Consider the following 19,030-nt stretch of genomic DNA (forward strand, 5'->3'; position numbering starts at 1 on the left):
TCACACGGCGTTACCATCGGCAGGTGGTCAAGGTGAAGGACGCGCTGCGGGGGGTGCTCTACCCGGCGTACGAGGCCCGGGTGGTCAAGTCCCTGCCCCAGGACCAGATCCCGCAGCACGTCGGCGTGATGCTCGACGGCAACCGGCGCTGGGCCAAGGCCGTGGGCCTCAACACCGCCGAGGGCTACCAGGCCGGTGCCGACAACATCCGCCCGCTCCTCGGCTGGTGCGAGGAGGTGGGCGTCAAGGTCGTGACGCTGTGGCTGCTCTCCAGCGACAACCTCACCAACCGCCCGCCCGAGCAGATGACCGGGCTGCTGAAGATCATCGAGGGCGCGGTCGAGTCGCTCGCCGAGGCCCGGCGCTGGCGGATCCACCCGGTCGGCGCGCTCGACCTGCTGCCCACCGAGACCGCCGAGCGGCTCAAGGCGGCCGAGGAGGCGACCCGCGACATCGACGGGCTCCTGGTCAACGTGGCCGTGGGCTACGGCGGTCGGCGCGAGATCGCCGACGCCGTGCGCGCCCTGCTCGCCGACCACGCGGCCAAGGGCACCTCGCTGGAGGAGCTCGCCGACCTCATCGACGTCGAGCACATCGCCGAGCACCTCTACACCAAGGGCCAGCCCGACCCCGACCTGGTGATCCGGACGTCCGGCGAGCAGCGGCTGGGCGGTTTCCTGCTGTGGCAGTCGGCCAACTCGGAGTTCTACTTCTGCGAGGCACTGTGGCCCGACTTCCGACGCGTCGACTTCCTGCGCGCCATCCGGGCGTACGCCGCGCGTGAGCGCCGCTTCGGCGGCTGACGAATCGTTACCCTGCCGGCCACCTCGCGTTCGGGCGTGTCGCCCCGGATCGGGGGAGGGGCGGGCGTACTTTCGCGGCATCGGCAGGTGGGGAAGCTTGCCGTACCGGGAGGCAAGCCTTGGGCACTCAGATGGGAGCTCTCCGGTCCGTTGAATGACATCGGGCCGGGCGAGGAGTGCGCGCGCCGACCCGCAGCAAGGGGTTAGTCGTGGCCAGCAAGACCTCATCGCCCAGCTCCGCATCGCCCGACCGTGTATCGCCCGACCGAGTCACCTACGTCCTGGACACCAGCGTCCTCCTCGCCGATCCGGGGGCGCTGAAGCGCTTCGCGGAGCACGAGGTCGTGCTGCCGGTGGTCGTGATCACCGAGCTGGAGGGCAAGCGGCACCACCCCGAGCTCGGGTTCTTCGCCCGCTCGGCCCTGCGCGCGCTCGACGAGCTGCGCATCCTGCACGGACGCCTCGACGAGCCGGTCCCGATCGGCACCGAGGGCGGCACCGTGCGTGTCGAGCTCAACCACACCGACCCCGAGTCGCTGCCGTCGGGCTTCCGGCTCGGTGACAACGACACCCGGATCCTGGCCGTGGCCCGCAACCTCGCCAACGAGGGCAACACGGTCACCCTGGTCTCCAAGGACCTGCCGCTGCGGATCAAGGCCTCGGCAGTCGGCCTCGACGCGCAGGAGTACCGCGCGGAGGCGATCAGCGACTCCGACACCGGCTACACCGGGATGACCGAGCTCGAGGTGCCGGCCGCCGACCTCGACGAGCTCTACGAGGACGGCGTGATCGACCTCGCCGACGCCCGCGACCTGCCCTGCCACAACGGGCTCGTCCTGTTGTCCGACCGCGGTACGGCGCTGGCCCGGGTCGGCGCCGACAAGCGCGTCCACCTCGTGCGCGGCGACCGTGACGCGTTCGGCATCCACGGCCGGTCCGCCGAGCAGCGGGTGGCGCTGGAGATGCTGCTCGACCCCGAGGTCGGCATCGTGTCCCTCGGCGGCCGGGCGGGCACCGGCAAGTCGGCGATGGCGCTGTGCGCGGGCCTCGAGGCGGTCATGGAGCGCCGCCAGCACAAGAAGGTGGTCGTCTTCCGTCCGCTGTTCGCCGTCGGCGGGCAGGAGCTCGGCTACCTGCCGGGCTCCGAGGGCGAGAAGATGTCGCCCTGGGCGCAGGCGGTCTTCGACACCCTGGGTGCGCTGACCTCGCCCGACGTCATCGACGAGGTGATGGGCCGCGGCATGCTCGAGGTGATGCCGCTGACCCACATCCGCGGCCGCTCGCTGCACGACGCCTTCGTGATCGTCGACGAGGCGCAGTCGCTGGAGCGGAACGTGCTCCTGACCGTGCTCTCCCGGATCGGTGCCAACTCCAAGGTGGTGCTGACCCACGACGTGGCCCAGCGCGACAACCTGCGGGTCGGTCGCCACGACGGCATCGTCGCGGTCGTGGAGAAGCTCAAGGGTCACCCGCTCTTCGCCCACGTGACGCTGACCCGCTCCGAGCGCTCGCCGATCGCCGCGCTCGTGACCGAGATGCTGGAGAACGTCACCCTCTGATCCACCCCTGCATCACGCAGCACGTCGGCCCGGTGCGAAGCGCCGGGCCGACGTGTTCTCCGCTACGCGGGTCGCCCTGTCCGGGGCTGGAGTGACCCGTGCGATCGGTGTGGCGGCTGTGACGCAAGGGACATGGTCAATTCGGGCGTTCGGTTTGCACGCTCCCGTGGCCTCATGCATGGTGGCTCGTGACCGTTTCGTGATCTTGGGTCGTGGGCAGGGCAGTGGATCGCCGTCTCGACGCCTGGTTCCTCCTGCTCCACGAGCACGCCGGTCGGGGCACCCCCGCGCCCACACCCCTGTCGTCAACCCCCCGTGAGCTCCCTGTGTCGAAGTCCGACAAGTACGTCCCCACGCACCGCGCCCCTGGCAAGCACAAGGCTGCGCGTGCCCCCCGCCGAGCCCTGCGCTCCGGCCTGGCCCTGACCGGGCTGGCCGCCGCTGTCACCGGCGTCACGATCTCCGGCGGCATGATGTCCAGCGACCCGTCGCTGACGCCCGCCGCTGCGGATGTCGCGGACACCTCCAGTGCCGCTGGTGCGGCCAGTGGCGCGGACTCCGCGACCGGCGGCGCCACGATGAGCGCGGCCGAGCTCGAGGAGCGTGCGGCCAGCACGCCGGTCTCCCGCTCCTCGCGCCGCGTGCGCCCGGCTGCGGAGAAGGCGGCGGCGCTGTCCGTCTCCTCCGGCGCGGCCGTCACGAAGTCCGAGAAGCTCTCCGAGGGCGACCCGCGCGACATCGCCCGCGCCCTGCTGCCGGCGTACGGCTTCTCCTCCGACCAGTTCTCCTGCCTCGACTCCCTCTACATGAGCGAGTCGGGCTGGCGGATCGACGCGGACAACCCGACCTCGTCGGCCTACGGCATCCCGCAGGCGCTGACCCAGCTGCACGACCTGCCGGCCGACTACATGACCTCGGCCGAGTCGCAGATCCGCTGGGGGCTGGAGTACATCCAGGGCTCCTACGGCACGCCCTGCAGCGCGTGGAGCTTCAAGGCCAGCCACGGCTGGTACTGAGCAGGACGCGCCTCAGCGCACCTGCTCGGCGTGAGCGGTGGTCGGCTCGGCGCCGAGGTCGTCGGCCGTCGAGACCAGTAGTCCGCCGAGCATGAACGCCGTGATCGCGGCCACCAGCGTGGGCGTGGCGAGGTCGGGGATGAAACGGCGTGCACCCACCGGGGTGGCGCCGTGGTACTCGTGCGTCAGCGCGTGGCCCTTGCCGCGGGTGAGCAGGTAGCGGTTGACCGGCCAGGCCGCGAAGAAGGCGACGGTCAGCGCGAGCATCATCGAGAGCCAGAACGTGGGGTTGACCAGCCCGGCGTCCATCGCCCCGGGGACCACCAGGACCACCAGGTTGTCGACCACCTCCATGGTCGCGATCGACAGGGTGTCGGCGGCGAGGACGACCGTGAGCGCCGCGCCCACACCCAGCCCCGCGCGCAGCAGCGGCAGCGTCGAGAGCGTGTAGCCGAAGACGAACGCCAGCGCGATCGCGATCGCCACGGTCGCGAGGTTGCCGAGCCCCAGCGAAGTCCCGACGACGAGGCCGAGGATCTCGCCGATCGCACAGCCGGTGAGGCAGTGCAGGGTCGCCGACACCGCCATCGCGTTGGTGCTGCCCATCCCGTGGTGCTGCTCGTGGTCGTCGTGCATGGTGTGGTCCATCGGGACAACATACCCCCAGGGGGTATGTATGTCGAGGTCAGGTCGAGGAGGGTCGCGTCATCGAGGTGACGTCGAGGGCGGCGTCGAGCTGCTCCTCGGTCAGGTCTCCGCGCTCGACGTAGCCCATCGCGATCACGGTCTCGCGGATCGTGGCGCCGTCGGCGAGGGCCTTCTTGGCGACCTTGGCGGCCTGCTCGTAGCCGATGTGCGCGTTGAGCGGGGTGACCACGGACGGGGAGGACTCGGCGTAGCGGCGCATCCGCGCCGCGTCGCCGGTGATGCCGTCGACGCACCGCTCCGCGAGCAGGACGGTCGAGGTCGACAGCACGTGGACCGACTCGAGCAGGGCGTGCGCCATCACCGGCATCATCACGTTGAGCTCGAAGGAACCGGACGCGCCTGCCCAGGCGATCGTGGCGTCGTTGCCGACGACGCGCGCGCACACCATCAGCGTCGCCTCGGGCAGCACCGGGTTCACCTTGCCGGGCATGATGCTCGATCCCGGCTGGAGGTCGGGGAGGTGGATCTCGGCGAGGCCCGTCGTGGGGCCCGACGACATCCAGCGCAGGTCGTTGCAGATCTTGGTGAGCCCGACAGCGATCGTGCGCAGCACCCCGGACAGCTCGACGAGCGAGTCGCGCGTGCCCTGTGCCTCGAAGTGGTCGCGGGCCTCGGTGAAGGGCTGGCCGGTCCGCTCCGCCAGCGCGGCGATCGCGCGCTCGGCGAAGGCCGCTGGGGTGTTGATCCCGGTGCCGACGGCGGTGCCGCCGAGCGGCAGCTCGCGGACGCGGGGGAGCACCGACTCGAGCCGCTCGATCCCGAGCCGCAGCGTGGCGGCGTACGCGCCCATCTCCTGGCCGAGCGTCACCGGGGTGGCGTCCATGAGGTGGGTGCGCCCGGACTTCACGGTGTCGGCGAACTCCTCGGCCTTGCCCTCGAACGATGTGGCGAGGCGGTCGAGGGCCGGCACCAGGTCGTCGACGACGGCGAGGGTGGCGGCGACGTGGATGCTCGTCGGGAAGGTGTCGTTGCTGCTCTGCGAGGCGTTGACCTGGTCGTTGGGGTGGACCTCGACGCCCGCCTGCGCGGCCAGCGTCGCGATCACCTCGTTGGCGTTCATGTTGGAGCTGGTGCCGGAGCCGGTCTGGAAGACGTCCAGGGGGAACTCGCTGTCGTGCTCCCCGGCGACGATGGCGTCCGCGGCGGCCACGATGGCCTGGGCCTGCTCGTGGCCGAGGACCCCGAGGCCGGCGTTGGCCGTCGCGGCTGCGGCCTTGACGTGCGCCAGTGCCTGGATGTGCCGCGGCTGCAGGGTCAGCCCGCTGATCGGGAAGTTCTCGACCGCCCGCTGCGTCTGGGCCCGCCAGAGGGCGTCGCGAGGCACGGCGACCTCGCCCATCGAGTCGTGCTCGGTGCGTGTCTCCGTCATCGTGCGACCGTACCCCCGGCAGGATGGGGCCATGCGATCACTCCGTCTCGGGATCGCCGTCGTGCTCGTGGGGGTCGGGTCCGCCTGCTCCGTGCTCGGTGGCGACGAAGCCGACCCCGCCTCCGACACCGTCGACGACCTCGCCGCTGCGTTGTCGGACCTGTCGCTGGGGGAGGTGCCGCTCACCGACGAGGCCGACCGACAGGCCTTCGCTGACCTCGTCGAGCCGCTGGACGAGGTCCCCGTCGCGGTCGAGGTGGCCGCCGTCGAGGAGCCGCAGGACCCGGACGCCGCCGACGCCGCGGCCAGCGCCACGCTGGCCTGGCGCTGGGACGTCACGGAGACGACGCCGTGGGAGTACGACACCACGGTTGCGCTGGTCCGCGCGGAGGCCGGGTGGCAGGTGGACTGGTCCCCGGAGTCACTGGCGCCCGACCTCACCGACGGCGAGACGCTCGGCCTGCGCACCCTCAACCCCCAGCGGGGCGACATCACCGGCGCCGACGGCCAGGTGCTGGTGACCGACCGGCCCGTCCTGCGCTACGGCCTCGACAAGACCAAGGTCGAGGGGCCTCAGGTGGCCCGGAGCGCGCGACGGATCGCGCGCATCCTCGACGTCGACGCGGCGTCGTACGTCGAGCGGGTTGAGGCGATGGGCCCCGATGCCTTCGTCGAGGCGGTCGTGCTGCGCGAGGACGACGCCCTCGAGGTGCTGCCGGCCTTCAGCGAGGTCCGCGGCGCGCTGGCCGTGCGCGACTCCGTGCCGCTCGCGCCGACACGCGAGTTCGCTGCTGCCCTCCTGGGGCGGGTGGGCCCTGCCACCGCCGAGCTGGTCGAGGAGTCCGAGGGCCGGATCGCTGCCGGCGACGAGGTGGGCCTGTCCGGGCTGCAGGCCCGCTACGACGAGCAGCTGACCGGCACGCGGGGCACCGCCGTGGTCGCCCGCGACGCCGAGGACCGGCTGCGCACGCTCTTCGAGGTACCGGCGACCGACGGCACCGACCTGGTGACGACGCTCGACCCCGACCTCCAGTCGAAGGCCGAGAACGCCCTCGCCACCCTGGGTGGCGACGCCCCGGCTGCCGCACTGGTCGCGATCCGGCCCTCCGACGGCGCGATCCTGGCGAACGCCAACGGCGTCGGGGCCGCGGGGGCCGACCTCGCGTCCACGGGCCAGTACGCTCCCGGCTCGACCTTCAAGGTGGTCAGCGCGCTGGCGCTGCTGCGCAGCGGGTTGGCACCCGACGCCGGGGTGTCCTGCCCGCCGACCACCGTCGTGGACGGCCGGTCCTTCAAGAACTACGACGACTACCCGTCGTCCTCCCTCGGCGACATCACCCTCGCGCAGGCGGTGGCCCAGTCGTGCAACACCGCCTTCATCGGCAACGCCGGACGGCTGGAGCCGGGTGACCTCACCGCTGCGGCGCAGGCGCTGGGCCTCGGCACCGACCACGACCTCGGGTTCCCCGTCTACTTCGGCCAGGTCCCGCCGCCGGAGACCGAGACCGGCGCCGCGGCCGACCTGATCGGCCAGGGCACCGTGCTCGCCAGCCCGTTCGCGATGGCGACCGTCGCGGCGTCGGTGGCGGCCGGCCGCGCGGTGCTGCCGGTCCTGCTGCCCGCGCACGAGGTGCAGCAGACACCTCCCGACCGGCCACTGACTCCGACCGAGGCCGGCACCCTGCGGGGGTTCATGCGGGCCGTCGTCACGACCGGGTCGGGACGCTTTCTCGCCGACCTGCCGGGTGAGGTCGGCGCGAAGACCGGCACCGCCGAGTACGGCGAGCCCGACGCGGCAGGTGAGCTGCCGACGCACGCGTGGATGATCGCCACCCGCGGCGACCTCGCGGTCGCGGTGTTCGTCGGGACCGGCGTCTCGGGCTCGCAGACGGCGGGACCGGTGCTGGAGGCGTTCCTGCGCTGACGGGTCAGCGGCGCGCGAGGTAGAGGAAGTACTCCTCGGGCCGGTCCTGGAGCAGCACGTGGTGGGCCTGCTCCTCCGCGCCGCCGAACACCCCGCGCATCTCGGCGAGCAGGTCGGGGGCGGCGTTGCCGGACCAGATCACCAGCACCCCGCCGGGGGAGAGCAGGTCGCGGCACTGCTGCAGGAACTGCCGCTCGTAGACCGCCTCGTTGGCCTGGTGGACCAGGTAGCCCGGACCGTTGTCGACGTCGAGGAGCACCAGGTCGTACGTCGAGCGCGCCTCGTCGATGGCCATCGCGATGTCGGCGTTGACGACCGTCGCGCGCTGGTCGGCGAGGATGCCGGGCCCGTGCGGCACGGTGCCCTCGCGCATCCACCGGACGAGCGACTCCTCGATCTCGACCACCACGGCCCGCTCCACGCGCGGGTCGGCGAGGACCCGCTGCAACGTGAAGCCGAGGCCGAGACCGCCGATGAGCACGGAACGCGGCTCGTCGACCAGTGCGAGCGCCTGCGCGGCGAGCTCGATCTCGCTGGTGGTCTCGAGGGTGTCCATCACGAAGACGCCGTTGACCCGCAGCTCGAGGACGTCGGCTCCCGCCGCGGACGGGCGTCGGCGCAGCACGACGTCCCCGCGCTCGGTCTCGGCGCGCGCGATCTCCACAACGTCCACGTTCGTCACGCCCCCATCCTGCACACGTCCGACTAGGTTGCTCGCATGCGGTTCCACGCGGCGGACGGCAGGGTGCTGCACGCCTGGCTCGGCGGCGACCCCGACGGCGAGCTGGTCGCGGTGCTCCACGGCTGCCCGGACACCCGCCACGTGGCGATGACCGGCGACGCGGCGGCCCGCGCGGCCGGCGTACGCCTCCTGTGCGTCAACCGTCCCGGCTACGGCGACTCGACGCTGCACGCATCGACGCACGCGAGCGTCGCGGACGACCTCGCCGGGGTGGCGGCCGAGCTCGGGAGGGAGCACTTCGCCGTGCTCGGCATGTCGGTCGGGGGCGGCTACGCCGTCGCCTGTGCCGCACGGCACCCGGACCGGGTCACCGCCGTCGGCCTGGTGGCGACGCAGCCGCCCGGCACCCGGCACGAGCCGGTCCACGAGCTCGAGGCCGAGATGGCGCCGGAGTTCCTCCGGTGGCGCGCGCAGGTCGACCCCGGCGACCCGGACGACGACGCGCTGGCAGCCCGGTGGCTCACCCTGCTGCCGGCCACCGACGCCGCGCTCGTGGCCGCGCGGACGTCGGGTGAGATCGCCGCAGCGGTGCGCGAGTCGCTCCGCCACCCTGACGGCTACCTTCGCGACGCGGCCACCATGGCGCGCCCGTGGGACCACGGGCCCGAGCTCGTGCGGTGCCCGGTGCGGGCATGGTTCGGCGAGCTCGACGACCGGTCCACGGCAGCCGGGGCGTCGGATCTCCTCGCCGGCTTCGCCGACCTCGACGTCACCGTCCGGCCGGGGACGACCCACCTCGCGACGCTGGTCGCGCACTGGCCGGAGGTGCTGACCACCCTGCGTGAGCTCTCGGCCTGACGGTCCGCCGACCTGCGGCCGCCGCGGACGTGTTGCGATCCGTACGCCGGGACGACCGCTTCGCAACACGTCCGGTGAGCATGTCGTCCACAGATCCACCAGCTCTCTGGCGGGCGAGCGGTTCTCGGGCCGACGCTCGGAGGATGGATGAGCCCGCCGAGCTCCGGAGACTTCGTGCCCAACGGATCGCGCGTGCCGTCGCGACCGCCACCGGGCAGGGAGGGGTCGTCAGCCTGGCGCAGCTGCGTGCACTCGGGGTCACTCGTTCGCAGGTACGCGCACAGGTGGCCGCCAGCCGTTGGCAGCGCGTGCACTCGCAGGTCGTGGCAGTGCACACCGGGCCGTTGTCCGGGCACGGGTGCCTGTGGGCAGCCGTCCTCGAGGGCGGGCCCCAGGCATACCTCGACGGCGTTTCAGCGCTCATCGCCGAGGGACTGAACGGGTTCACCTGGGACGTCATCAGGGTGAGCGTGCCGATGGCAGCGCGGGCGCGGTCGGGGCCGGGACTGCGGGTGGTCCGCACGCGGCGGTACGCCCCGGGTGTCGTCATCAGGTCGGGCGTGCCGCGGGCCCGGCCCGACGTCGCCGCGGTGCACGCGGCCCTGTGGGCGGTCTCGGACAAGCAGGCGGTCCTGCTGCTGACGATGCCGGTCCAACAAGGACTCACCACCGCAGAGCGGACCGGGAAGTCGCTGCTGCGTGTGCGCCGGCACCGTCGCCGTACGTTGCTGCACGCCGCGGTCCTCGACCTGCTCGACGGTGTCCGGTCGGTCAGCGAGGCCGAGTTCGCCACCGAGTGCCGTCGGCGTGGCCTGCCGAAGCCGACGCGGCAGGTCGTCCGCAGGCGCAGGGACGGCCGCTACTACCTCGACGTGTACTGGGACGAGTGGGGCGTCGTCGTGGAGATAGACGGCATCCAGCACTCGTGGGCCACGAACGTCGTCGGCGATGCGCTGCGCCACAACGACATCACCCTGGACTCCGATGTCGTGCTGCACGCGCCGCTCCTCGGTCTTCGGGTCGCGGCTGACGAGTTCTTCGCCCAGATCGCCCGCGCACTCCGCGAGCGCGGCTGCCCCCTGACCGGGACGTGTGACGATCCGGTCGCCGGGACGACCGCGTCGTAGCACGTCCTGAAGCGCTACTCGGCCGAGCGCACCCGGATGCCCGCCCCGGTCAGCGAGCTCAGCGGGACGGTGACCGCGCCCGAGGGATCGGTGAAGAAGTCGTTGCCCTTGTCGTCGACGACGATGAAGGCGGGGAAGTCCTCGACCTCGATCTTCCAGACCGCCTCCATGCCGAGCTCCTCGTACTCGACGACCTCGACGGACCTGATGCAGTCCTGCGCGAGGCGGGCGGCCGGGCCGCCGATGGAGCCGAGGTAGAAGCCGCCGTGGGTGTGGCACGCCTCGGTGACCTGCTTGGAGCGGTTGCCCTTGGCGAGCATCACCATCGAGCCGCCCGCGGCCTGGAACTGCTCCACGTAGGAGTCCATGCGTCCCGCCGTCGTCGGTCCGAACGACCCGGACGGCATGCCCTCGGGGGTCTTGGCGGGTCCGGCGTAGTAGACCGGGTGGTTGCGGAGGTAGTCGGGCATCTCCTCGCCGGCGTCGAGGCGCTCCTTGATCTTGGCGTGCGCGATGTCGCGGGCCACGACCAGCGGGCCGGTGAGCGAGAGCCGGGTCTTGACCGGGTGCTTCGAGAGCTCGGCGAGGATGTCGGCCATCGGCTGGTTGAGGTCGATCGGGACGACCGCACCGCCCTCGATGTCGTGCGCCAGTCCGGCCTCGGGCATGTAGTGGGCCGGGTCGGTCTCGAGCTGCTCGAGGAAGACGCCGTCGGGGGTGATCTTGCCGAGCGCCTGGCGGTCGGCGGAGCAGGAGACCGCGATCGCGACCGGGCACGAGGCGCCGTGGCGGGGGAGCCGGACGACGCGGACGTCGTGGCAGAAGTACTTGCCGCCGAACTGCGCGCCGATGCCGAAGGACTGCGTCAGCTCGAAGACCTTCTCCTCCAGCTCGACGTCGCGGATCCCGTGGGCGCTCATCGAGCCCTCGGTCGGCAGGTCGTCGAGGTAGTGGGCGGAGGCGTACTTCGCGGTCTTGAGCGCGAACTCCGCGCTCGTGCCGCCGATCACCACCGCGAGGTGGTACGGCGGACAGGCGGCGGTGCCGAGCGAGCGGATCTTCTCGTCGAGGAACTCCATCAGCCGCGTCGGGTTGAGGACCGCCTTGGTCTCCTGGAAGAGGAACGACTTGTTGGCCGAGCCGCCGCCCTTGGCCATGAAGAGGAACTTGTACTCCGGCTTGTCCTGCGCGGGCGTCGAGTAGAGCTCGATCTGCGCGGGCAGGTTGGTGCCGGTGTTCTTCTCCTCGAACGTCGTCAGCGGCGCGAGCTGGGAGTAGCGCAGGTTGAGCCGGGTGTAGGCGTCGTACACGCCGCGACTGATCGCCTCGCCGTCGTCCGCGCCGGTGAGCACCCCCTCGGACTTCTTGCCCATCACGATGGCGGTGCCGGTGTCCTGGCACATCGGCAGCACGCCGCCGGCGGAGATGTTGACGTTCTTGAGCAGGTCGAGGGCGACGAAGCGGTCGTTGCCCGACGCCTCCGGGTCGTCGATGATGCGGCGCAGCTGGGCGAGGTGGCCGGGGCGGAGGTAGTGGCTGATGTCGTGCATCGCCTCCTCGGTGAGCCGCCGGATCGCCTCCGGCTCCACGGTGAGGAACGTTCGCCCCCCGACCTCGACGGTGGACACGCCCTCCGTGGTGATCAGCCGGTAGGGGGTCTCCTCGGCACCGTTGGATCCGGCGGTGGGGAGCAGGTCGGAGTAGCGGAACTCAGCAGCGGTCACGGCTGCCGATCGTACGCCGGACCGGCCGCGCCGACGGAGCCGGTCCGTGCCGGTCGGTGCGGGGGCGTGCAGGACTTGCCGGGACCTTGTGGGACACACCGTTCACCGGCCGTATCGCGAACCGCCACTCGCGAGTAGCCTCCGAGACGACGGCGCCCGTGAGGCTCCGCGCGGCACACCACCCGGCCGTCGGCCGGGGACCGAACCTGGGAGGACACGTTGAACGTCCGCAAGTCACTCGTCTCACTCGCCGCCATGGCGACGCTCGCAGCCGCGGCAGGCTGCGCGGCCCCCGAGAAGGAGGCCGACACGACCACCGAGAGCGGTGTGGACGCCGCCACCGCCACGTCCGCCGAGGACTTCGGCAGCATGGAGGACCTGGTCAAGGCTGCCCAGGACGAGGGCGAGCTCAACGTCATCGCCCTGCCGCCCGACTGGGCCAACTACGGCGAGATGATCTCCACCTTCGAGGACAAGTACGACATCAAGGTCAACTCCGACCAGCCCGACGGTGCGTCCCAGGACGAGATCAACGCGGCCAACGACCTCAAGGGCACCGACCGCGCCCCGGACGTCTTCGACCTCGGCCAGTCCGTGGCCCTGGCCAACACCGACATGTTCGCGCCCTACCAGGTCGAGACCTGGGACGACATCCCCGACGAGTTCAAGGCCTCCGACGGTGCGTGGGTCAACGACTACGGCGGCTACATGTCGATCGGCTACGACTCCTCCGTCGTCCCGGACGTCACGTCGGTGGCCGACCTGATGAAGCCGGAGTTCAAGGGCAAGGTCGCGCTCAACGGCGACCCGACCCAGGCCGGTGCGGCGTTCAGCGGCGTGATGATGGCGGCGATCGCCAACGGCGGCTCCGCCGACGACATCGCGCCGGGCGTGGACTTCTTCGCCGACCTCAAGAAGGCCGGCAACTTCCTCACCGTCGACCCCGACTCGACCACCATCGAGCAGGGCACCACTCCTGTCGTCATCGACTGGGACTACCTCGGCGCTGCTGCCGCGGCCAACGTCGACACCTGGAAGACGGTCGTGCCCGAGGAGGCCGTGGTGGCCGGCTACTACTTCCAGGCCATCAACGCCGACGCGCCGCACCCGGCGGCCGCCCGCCTGTGGCAGGAGTTCCTCTACAGCGACGAGGGCCAGAACCTCTGGCTCAAGGGCGGTGCCCGACCGGTCCGCGGTGACGCGATGGCCGAGGCCGGCACGATCGACGAGGAGCTGTGGGGCGCCCTGCCCGAGGTGACCGGCGACCCGGTCATCCTGACCGACGAGCAGACCACCACCGCCGGGGAGTACCTCGCGAAGAACTGGTCGAAGGCCATCCGCTGAGCGCGACGACCACGAGTGGGGGAACGGGCCGGCGGTTCGCCGTCGGCCCGACCCTCCCGCTCCTCCCGTTCCTCCTCTTCGTCCTGGTCTTCCTGGTCGTCCCGACCCTGACGGTCGTCATCGGCGCCTTCCGGGACGGGGACGGCCGCCCGACCCTGGGCAACCTGGACGCACTGACCAGCGAGGCGGCGCTCACGGCGTTGCGGGGCTCGTTGATCCTGTCGGCTTCGACGGCCGTGATCGGCGCCCTGCTGGGGGCCCTCCTCGCCTACCTCATCGTCTCGCTGCCGCCCCAGAACCTGCTGCGTCGCAGCGCGCTCGCGGTGAGCGGCGTGCTCGCGCAGTTCGGTGGTGTCGTGCTCGCCTTCGCCTGGATCGCCACGATCGGCCCTGTGGGCGTGCTGACCAAGGCGATGTCGGACCTGGCCGGCGCCGACATCTACGGCAGTGGCTGGCTCTTCGGCCTGCCCGGTCTCGTCGTCGTCTACTGCTACTTCCAGATCCCGCTGATGGTCATCGTCTTCGCACCAGCCTTCGAGGGCCTGCGCCCGCAGTGGCGCGAGGCTGCCGTCAACCTGGGCGCGAGCACCTGGGACTACTGGCGCCACGTCGCCATCCCGCTGCTCACGCCGGCGTTCCTCGGCGCGCTGCTCCTGCTCTTCGCCAACGCGTTCGCGGCCTACGCCACGGCAGCCGTGCTGGTCAGCCAGGGCCAGCCGATCGTCCCGCTGATGATCCGCCAGGCCATCACCAGCGAGGTGCTGCTCGGCCAGGCCAACGTCGGCTTCGCGCTCGCGCTCGAGATGATCGTGGTGGTGACGCTGGTGATGGTGGCCTACAACGTCCTGCTGCGGCGCACGTCGAGGTGGATGCGATGAAGCAGTCGACGTCGTTCCGCGTCGTCCGCGCGATCCTGCTGCTGGCCTTCGCTGCGTACTTCTTCGTGCCCCTGCTCGCCATGTTCGACTTCTCCACCCAGGTCCGTGGCAGCGCGCCCGGCCGCACCTGGGCCAATTGGACGTTCATGGTCGAGGACGAGGACCTGCGCTCGTCGATCATCGCCTCGCTCCTCCTGGCGCTGTTCACCGTCGTGCTGATGGTCGCGCTGCTGGTGCCGACCATGGTGTGGGTTCGCCTGCGGGTGCCGCGCGCCACGCGGCTGATCGAGTTCCTGTGCCTGCTGCCGCTGACGATCCCCGCGCTCGTGATCGTCGTGGGGATCAGCAACGTCTACTCGTGGGTGACCTACCTGCTCGGCGACAGCGCCTTGGTCCTCACGTTCGCCTACGTCGTCCTCGTGCTGCCGTACTCCTACCGCGCGATCGATGCCTCGCTCTCGGCGATCGACGCCGTCACGCTCTCGGAGGCGGCGCGGTCCCTCGGCGCCGGGTGGTCCACGGTGATCCTGCGGATCATCATGCCCAACATCACCGGCGGCATCCTCGGAGCCGCGTTCATCGCCGTCGCCCTCGTGCTCGGCGAGTACGTCTTCGCCTCGCTGCTGCACTTCGACACGCTCCCCGTGGCGATGGCCTCGCTCTACAAGAACAACGGACCTGCCGCGATGGCGGCGGCGCTGGCCTCGATGGGCCTCGTGGCGCTGCTGCTCGTCGGCCTCACCTTCCTCGGCCGCGACCGGCACAAGCAAGGAGCCTCCTCATGACCGACCGCCCGATCGACCGCAGGGCCGAGGGCGGTCTCGCCGTCGACCTCGCCGACCTCACCCGCGTCTACGGCCAGGTCCGGGCGTTGGACGGCCTGACCCTCCACATCGAGCCCGGTGAGCTCGTCGCCCTGCTCGGCCCGTCCGGGTGCGGCAAGACGACCGCGCTGCGCATCCTGGCCGGGCTCGACCAGGCCACGGCCGGCACCGTGTCGGTGGGTGGCCGCGACCTGACCCGGGTGCCGGCGAGCAAGCGCGACATGGGGATGGTCTTCCAGGCCTACAGCCTGTTCCCGCACATGACGGTCATCGACAACGTCGGCTTCGGGCTCAAGATGCGCGGCAGTGACAGTGCGGCGCGTCGCAAGCGCGCCGGCGACATGCTGGACCTCGTCGGGCTCACCGAGCACGCCGACCGCTACGCCCACCAGCTCTCCGGGGGCCAGCAGCAGCGTGTCGCGCTCGCCCGCGCCCTGGCGGTCGAGCCGTCGGTGCTGCTGCTCGACGAGCCGCTCTCGGCCCTCGACGCCAAGGTGCGCGTGCAGCTGCGTGACGAGATCCGGCGCGTGCAGCTCGAGGTCGGCACCACCACGCTGTTCGTCACGCACGACCAGGAGGAGGCGCTGGCCGTCGCCGACCGGGTGGGCGTGATGAACGCCGGCCGGCTCGAGCAGCTCGCCCCGCCGGCGGAGCTCTACTCGGCGCCAGCGACGAAGTTCGTGGGGGAGTTCGTCGGGCTCAGCAACCGGCTGCCGGCGACCGTCCACGACGGTGTCGCCTCCGTCCTCGGGCGCGACGTGCCCGCCCTCGACGGCTCGACGACCGGTCCCGGGTTCGCGCTCGTCCGTCCCGAGGCGGTGTCGGTCGTCGCCGACCCGGACGGCCGGGCCACGGTCACGGCGGTGATGTTCCTCGGCCCGCTGTCCCGGGTGACCTGCCGGCTCGACGACGGCACGGACGTCGTCGCCCAGCTGGCCAGCACCGACGCCCTGCGGCTGGTGCCCGGCGCCTCCGTGCGCCTCGAGGTCGAGCCCTCCCCGGTGCTGGTGGTGGCCTGAGCGGCTCGGCGTACGCCGCCCCGGTGCTCCTTGCCGCGGCGTGGGCATCGTGGGTGGCGGCAGATTGCAGCTTGCGAGTGCCTGAGCCTGCGATGTGCCGCCACCTTGGCGCGGCGCCCACGGTGGGTGGCGGCAGATTGCACTCCGTCGTCGCCTGAGCCTGCAATGTGCCGCCACCCCTGGGCCGGGAAGAGGTAGCCTATCCCGATTTGCACCATCGTCGCCAGAGTGCAAAACTGCACTCTGTGACAGATAGTGCAATCCAGCGACGGGGTCGCCGTGGCACCGAGCTGCGCATCGTCGATGCCGCCCAGCGGCTCGCGGACGAGCGCGGCAGCATCGACGGCTTCACCATGGACGAGCTGGCCGAGGCCTGCGACGTCTCGCGCCGCACCCTCTTCAACTACTTCCCGAGCAAGGTCGACGCGGTGCTCGGGCCCGACGTCGTGCTGCCCTCTGAGGCGATGGACACCTTCCGCACGGGCGGCCCGTCCGGCGACCTGATCGACGACCTGCAGGCGCTCGTGCTCGCGATCCTGGAGAACGAGGACGTCGACCAGCCCACGATCCAGCGCTTCGACCGGATCGTGCACGCCAACCCCGTCCTGCTCATCACGCTCAAGGAGCGGATGCGCCACATGGTCGAGCGCCTCGTCGAGGCCGCCGTCCAGCGCCCCGGCGGCGACCTCCCGCCGCGCGACGTCCAGGTCGCCATCGCGGTGCTCGGCGGCGTCGTCGAGGTCGCCGTCACCACGTTCATCGACGACCCCGAGCAGGACTTCGCCGAGCTCATCGTCTCCGGCATCACCACGGTCCGCCGCCTCTTCGGCTGACCCGCAGACCGTCACCACGACCACCCACCCCTGAGGGGACACACCACCCATGGCTCGACTCCTGCACCGCCTCGGCCGCACGGCGTACCGGCGCTGGTACGCCTTCATCGCCGCCTGGCTGATCGCGCTCGTCGCGGTCGGCTTCACCGCAACCGCGATCAGCAAGCCCATGACCGACGCCTTCTCCATCCCGGGCATCCCGTCCGAGAAGGCCGCCGACCTCCAGGGCGAGCTCTTCCCCGACGCCGTCGACGCCTTCGACCAGGCGAGCGTCACCGTCGTGGTCGCCGCGCCCGAGGGTCACACGCTGAAGGAGAAGGCGTACGCCGACCGGGTCGACGCGCTCGTCGCCGACCTCGCCGCCCTGCCCCAGGCCCCCGCCGCCGAGACGATCCTCGACCCGGTGGACGCCGCGAAGGGCCAGGAGCAGCAGATGGTCGACGCCGTCGTCGACGCCGGCGGTGACGAGGCGCAGGCGCGGAAGGACTTCGCGGCGCTGTCCCCGCTGTCGGACGACGAGCGCATCGGCACCATCACCTACACCCTCGACGTCGACAAGGTCACCGACGTGGAGCCCGCGACGGTCGACGCGATCAAGGGCGCCGTCGCCGGGGCCGACGCCGGCGGGCTGACCGCCGAGGTCAACGGCTCCGGCCTGGTCTCCATGCCGGAGGGTGGGTCGTCGGAGCTCATCGGCATCGCCGTCGCCGTCGTCGTCCTCCTCATCGTCTTCGGCTCGGTCGTCGCGGCAGGCATCCCCATCGTCACCGCGCTCATCGGCCTCGGCACCGGCCTGCTCGGCGTCGTCGGCGCCACCGCGTTCTTCGACATCGGGTCGAGCACGCCGATGCTCGCCAGCATGATCGGCCTCGCCGTCGGCATCGACTACGCGCTCTTCATCCTGGCCCGCTACCGCAGCGAGCTCGACCACACCGACGACCGCGCCGAGGCGATGGGTGTCGCAACCGGCACCGCCGGCTCCGCCGTGGTGTTCGCCGGCCTGACCGTCCTCATCGCGCTCGCCGCGCTCTCGGTGGTCGGCATCCCGTTCCTCACCACGATGGGCCTCGCAGCCGCCGGCACCGTCTTCGTCGCGGTGCTCGTCGCCCTGACCCTACTGCCCGCCGTGCTCGGCATGCTGAAGTCGAAGGCGTTCGGTGGCCGGATCCGCCGCTACCGCCCCGCGCGTGACGAGCGTGGCCGGGTGCTCAACAACGGCGTTCGCTGGGCCCGCCTGGTCGGCCGCGCGCCGGTGGTCGCGATCCTGCTCGTGGTCGTCGGCCTCGGCGCGCTCGCCGTGCCGGTCAAGGACCTGCACCTGGCGTTCCCGACCGACTCGACCGCGTCCCCCGAGACGACCCAGCGCCGGGCGGCGGACCTGGTCGCCGACGGGTTCGGCCCCGGTCGGCAGGGCCCCCTCGTGGTCGTCGTCGACGCCCGCGAGGTCGCCGAGGACGACCGTGGACCCGCCTTCGGCGAGGTCGTCGACTGGGCCGCCGGCTTCGACGGCGTGGTCAACGCGCAGGTCGTGATGACCAACGAGGACGGCACCGGCGCCCAGGTGCTCGTCACCCCGAGCACCGGGGCCGACGAGGTCGCGACCGAGGACCTGCTCCACGAGCTGCGCGACGGGCAGGCCGGCATCGAGGCCGAGACCGGCACGAGCACCGGCGTCACCGGCATCACCGCGATCCAGGCCGACGTCTCCGAGAAGCTCGCCGGTGCCCTGCCGATCTACCTCGCCGTGGTCATCGGCCTGGCGTTCCTCCTGCTGATGCTGGTGTTCCGCTCGATCCTGGTGCCGCTCACCGCCACCCTCGGCTTCCTGCTGTCGGTGCTCGCCACCCTCGGCGCCACCGTCCTGGTCTTCCAGGAGGGCATGTTCGGCATCGTCGAGGGCGCACCGCTGGTGTCCTTCATGCCGATCTTCCTCATCGGGGTCGTCTTCGGCCTGGCCATGGACTACCAGGTCTTCCTCGTGACCCGGATCCGCGAGGCCCACGTCCACGGTGCCTCGATGCGGGAGGCCGTCGTCGACGGCTTCCGCAACTCGGCGCGCGTCGTGTCGGCCGCCGCAGTGATCATGACCTCGGTGTTCGCCGCCTTCATGCTCACCGACGAGCCGATCATCAAGTCGATGGGCTTCGCGCTCGCCGCCGCCGTCCTGTTCGACGCCTTCGTCGTCCGGATGGTGCTCGTCCCGGCGCTGCTCTACCTGCTCGGCGAGAAGGCCTGGTGGCTGCCGGGCTGGCTCGACCGGCTGCTCCCCGTCATCGACGTGGAGGGCGAGTCGCTGGAGCGGAGCCACGTCACCGAGCAGTGGCGCGACGAGCGGGAGCGCGAGCTGGTCGGCTGAGGTCCC

16 protein-coding genes are annotated in these 19,030 nt (G+C 71.5%); 12 read left to right on the plus strand and 4 right to left on the minus strand.

All coding sequences use genetic code 11. From position 1 onward, the window contains the following. Positions 1-23 precede the first annotated feature (23 nt). The 3 genes from ASC64_RS14945 to ASC64_RS14955 all read left to right on the plus strand — a co-directional run bounded on the left by ASC64_RS14945 (position 24) and on the right by ASC64_RS14955 (position 3,378). Positions 24-803 carry an isoprenyl transferase gene (locus ASC64_RS14945; protein WP_056908307.1) on the plus strand — a complete coding sequence of 260 codons (780 nt, stop codon included), beginning with the start codon at positions 24-26 and terminating at the stop codon, positions 801-803. Between the two features lie 209 nt (positions 804-1,012). Continuing rightward, positions 1,013-2,362, plus strand: coding sequence for a PhoH family protein (locus tag ASC64_RS14950; RefSeq protein ID WP_056908308.1), 1,350 nt, complete (start codon positions 1,013-1,015; stop codon positions 2,360-2,362). 326 nt (positions 2,363-2,688) lie between these two features. Beyond that, positions 2,689-3,378, plus strand: coding sequence for a hypothetical protein (locus ASC64_RS14955; protein ID WP_056908309.1), 690 nt, complete (start codon positions 2,689-2,691; stop codon positions 3,376-3,378). A 12-nt stretch (positions 3,379-3,390) separates the two neighbouring features. Here the strand turns inward: ASC64_RS14955 and ASC64_RS14960 are convergent, their stop codons facing one another. Continuing rightward, positions 3,391-4,026, minus strand: coding sequence for a DUF4396 domain-containing protein (locus tag ASC64_RS14960; protein ID WP_235563762.1), 636 nt, complete (start codon positions 4,024-4,026; stop codon positions 3,391-3,393). A 37-nt stretch (positions 4,027-4,063) separates the two neighbouring features. After that, entirely contained in the window at positions 4,064-5,455 is a 1,392-nt protein-coding gene (locus tag ASC64_RS14965) for a class II fumarate hydratase (protein ID WP_056908310.1), read from the minus strand. Positions 5,456-5,486: 31 nt separating this feature from the next. On the opposite strand from ASC64_RS14965, the gene ASC64_RS14970 reads away from it, so the two are divergent. Beyond that, entirely contained in the window at positions 5,487-7,379 is a 1,893-nt protein-coding gene (locus ASC64_RS14970) for a penicillin-binding transpeptidase domain-containing protein (RefSeq protein WP_056908311.1), read from the plus strand. 4 nt (positions 7,380-7,383) lie between these two features. Here the strand turns inward: ASC64_RS14970 and ASC64_RS14975 are convergent, their stop codons facing one another. Further along, a complete protein-coding gene (locus ASC64_RS14975) occupies positions 7,384-8,061 on the minus strand; it encodes a spermidine synthase (protein WP_235563763.1) in 678 nt (225 codons plus the stop codon). Positions 8,062-8,097: 36 nt separating this feature from the next. On the opposite strand from ASC64_RS14975, the gene ASC64_RS14980 reads away from it, so the two are divergent. Both ASC64_RS14980 and ASC64_RS14985 read left to right on the plus strand, forming a co-directional pair. Next, positions 8,098-8,919, plus strand: a complete 822-nt coding sequence (locus tag ASC64_RS14980) for an alpha/beta hydrolase (RefSeq protein ID WP_056908312.1) — start codon at positions 8,098-8,100, stop codon at positions 8,917-8,919. A 143-nt stretch (positions 8,920-9,062) separates the two neighbouring features. Next, entirely contained in the window at positions 9,063-10,046 is a 984-nt protein-coding gene (locus ASC64_RS14985) for a hypothetical protein (RefSeq protein WP_056908313.1), read from the plus strand. 14 nt (positions 10,047-10,060) lie between these two features. Here the strand turns inward: ASC64_RS14985 and ASC64_RS14990 are convergent, their stop codons facing one another. Then, complete coding sequence (locus ASC64_RS14990) at positions 10,061-11,770, minus strand: fumarate hydratase (protein WP_056908314.1); 1,710 nt, start codon at positions 11,768-11,770, stop codon at positions 10,061-10,063. 255 nt (positions 11,771-12,025) lie between these two features. Here ASC64_RS14990 and ASC64_RS14995 point away from each other — a divergent pair, with 255 nt between their 5' ends. The 6 genes from ASC64_RS14995 (at position 12,026) to ASC64_RS15020 (ending at position 19,024) form a co-directional block, all read left to right on the plus strand. Next, entirely contained in the window at positions 12,026-13,114 is a 1,089-nt protein-coding gene (locus ASC64_RS14995; RefSeq protein WP_056908443.1) for an ABC transporter substrate-binding protein, read from the plus strand. Between the two features lie 212 nt (positions 13,115-13,326). After that, positions 13,327-13,992 (plus strand): ABC transporter permease, encoded by a 666-nt coding sequence (locus ASC64_RS15000; RefSeq protein ID WP_235563764.1) that lies wholly within the window; start codon positions 13,327-13,329, stop codon positions 13,990-13,992. Continuing rightward, complete coding sequence (locus ASC64_RS15005) at positions 13,989-14,777, plus strand: ABC transporter permease (protein WP_056908315.1); 789 nt, start codon at positions 13,989-13,991, stop codon at positions 14,775-14,777. The genes ASC64_RS15000 and ASC64_RS15005 overlap by 4 nt, the downstream gene beginning before the upstream one ends. Continuing rightward, positions 14,774-15,835, plus strand: a complete 1,062-nt coding sequence (locus ASC64_RS15010; RefSeq protein ID WP_056908316.1) for an ABC transporter ATP-binding protein — start codon at positions 14,774-14,776, stop codon at positions 15,833-15,835. Before ASC64_RS15005 ends, ASC64_RS15010 begins: the two co-directional genes overlap by 4 nt. Positions 15,836-16,080: 245 nt before the next feature. Next, on the plus strand, positions 16,081-16,668 hold the full coding sequence (locus ASC64_RS15015) for a TetR/AcrR family transcriptional regulator (protein WP_056908317.1): 588 nt from the start codon (positions 16,081-16,083) through the stop codon (positions 16,666-16,668). A 49-nt stretch (positions 16,669-16,717) separates the two neighbouring features. Next, positions 16,718-19,024: an MMPL family transporter gene (locus tag ASC64_RS15020; RefSeq protein WP_056908318.1), complete on the plus strand. Its 2,307-nt coding sequence runs from the start codon at positions 16,718-16,720 to the stop codon at positions 19,022-19,024. Positions 19,025-19,030 lie beyond the last annotated feature (6 nt).

The sequence above is a fragment of the Nocardioides sp. Root122 genome, assembly GCF_001425025.1.
Lineage (GTDB): Bacteria > Actinomycetota > Actinomycetes > Propionibacteriales > Nocardioidaceae > Nocardioides.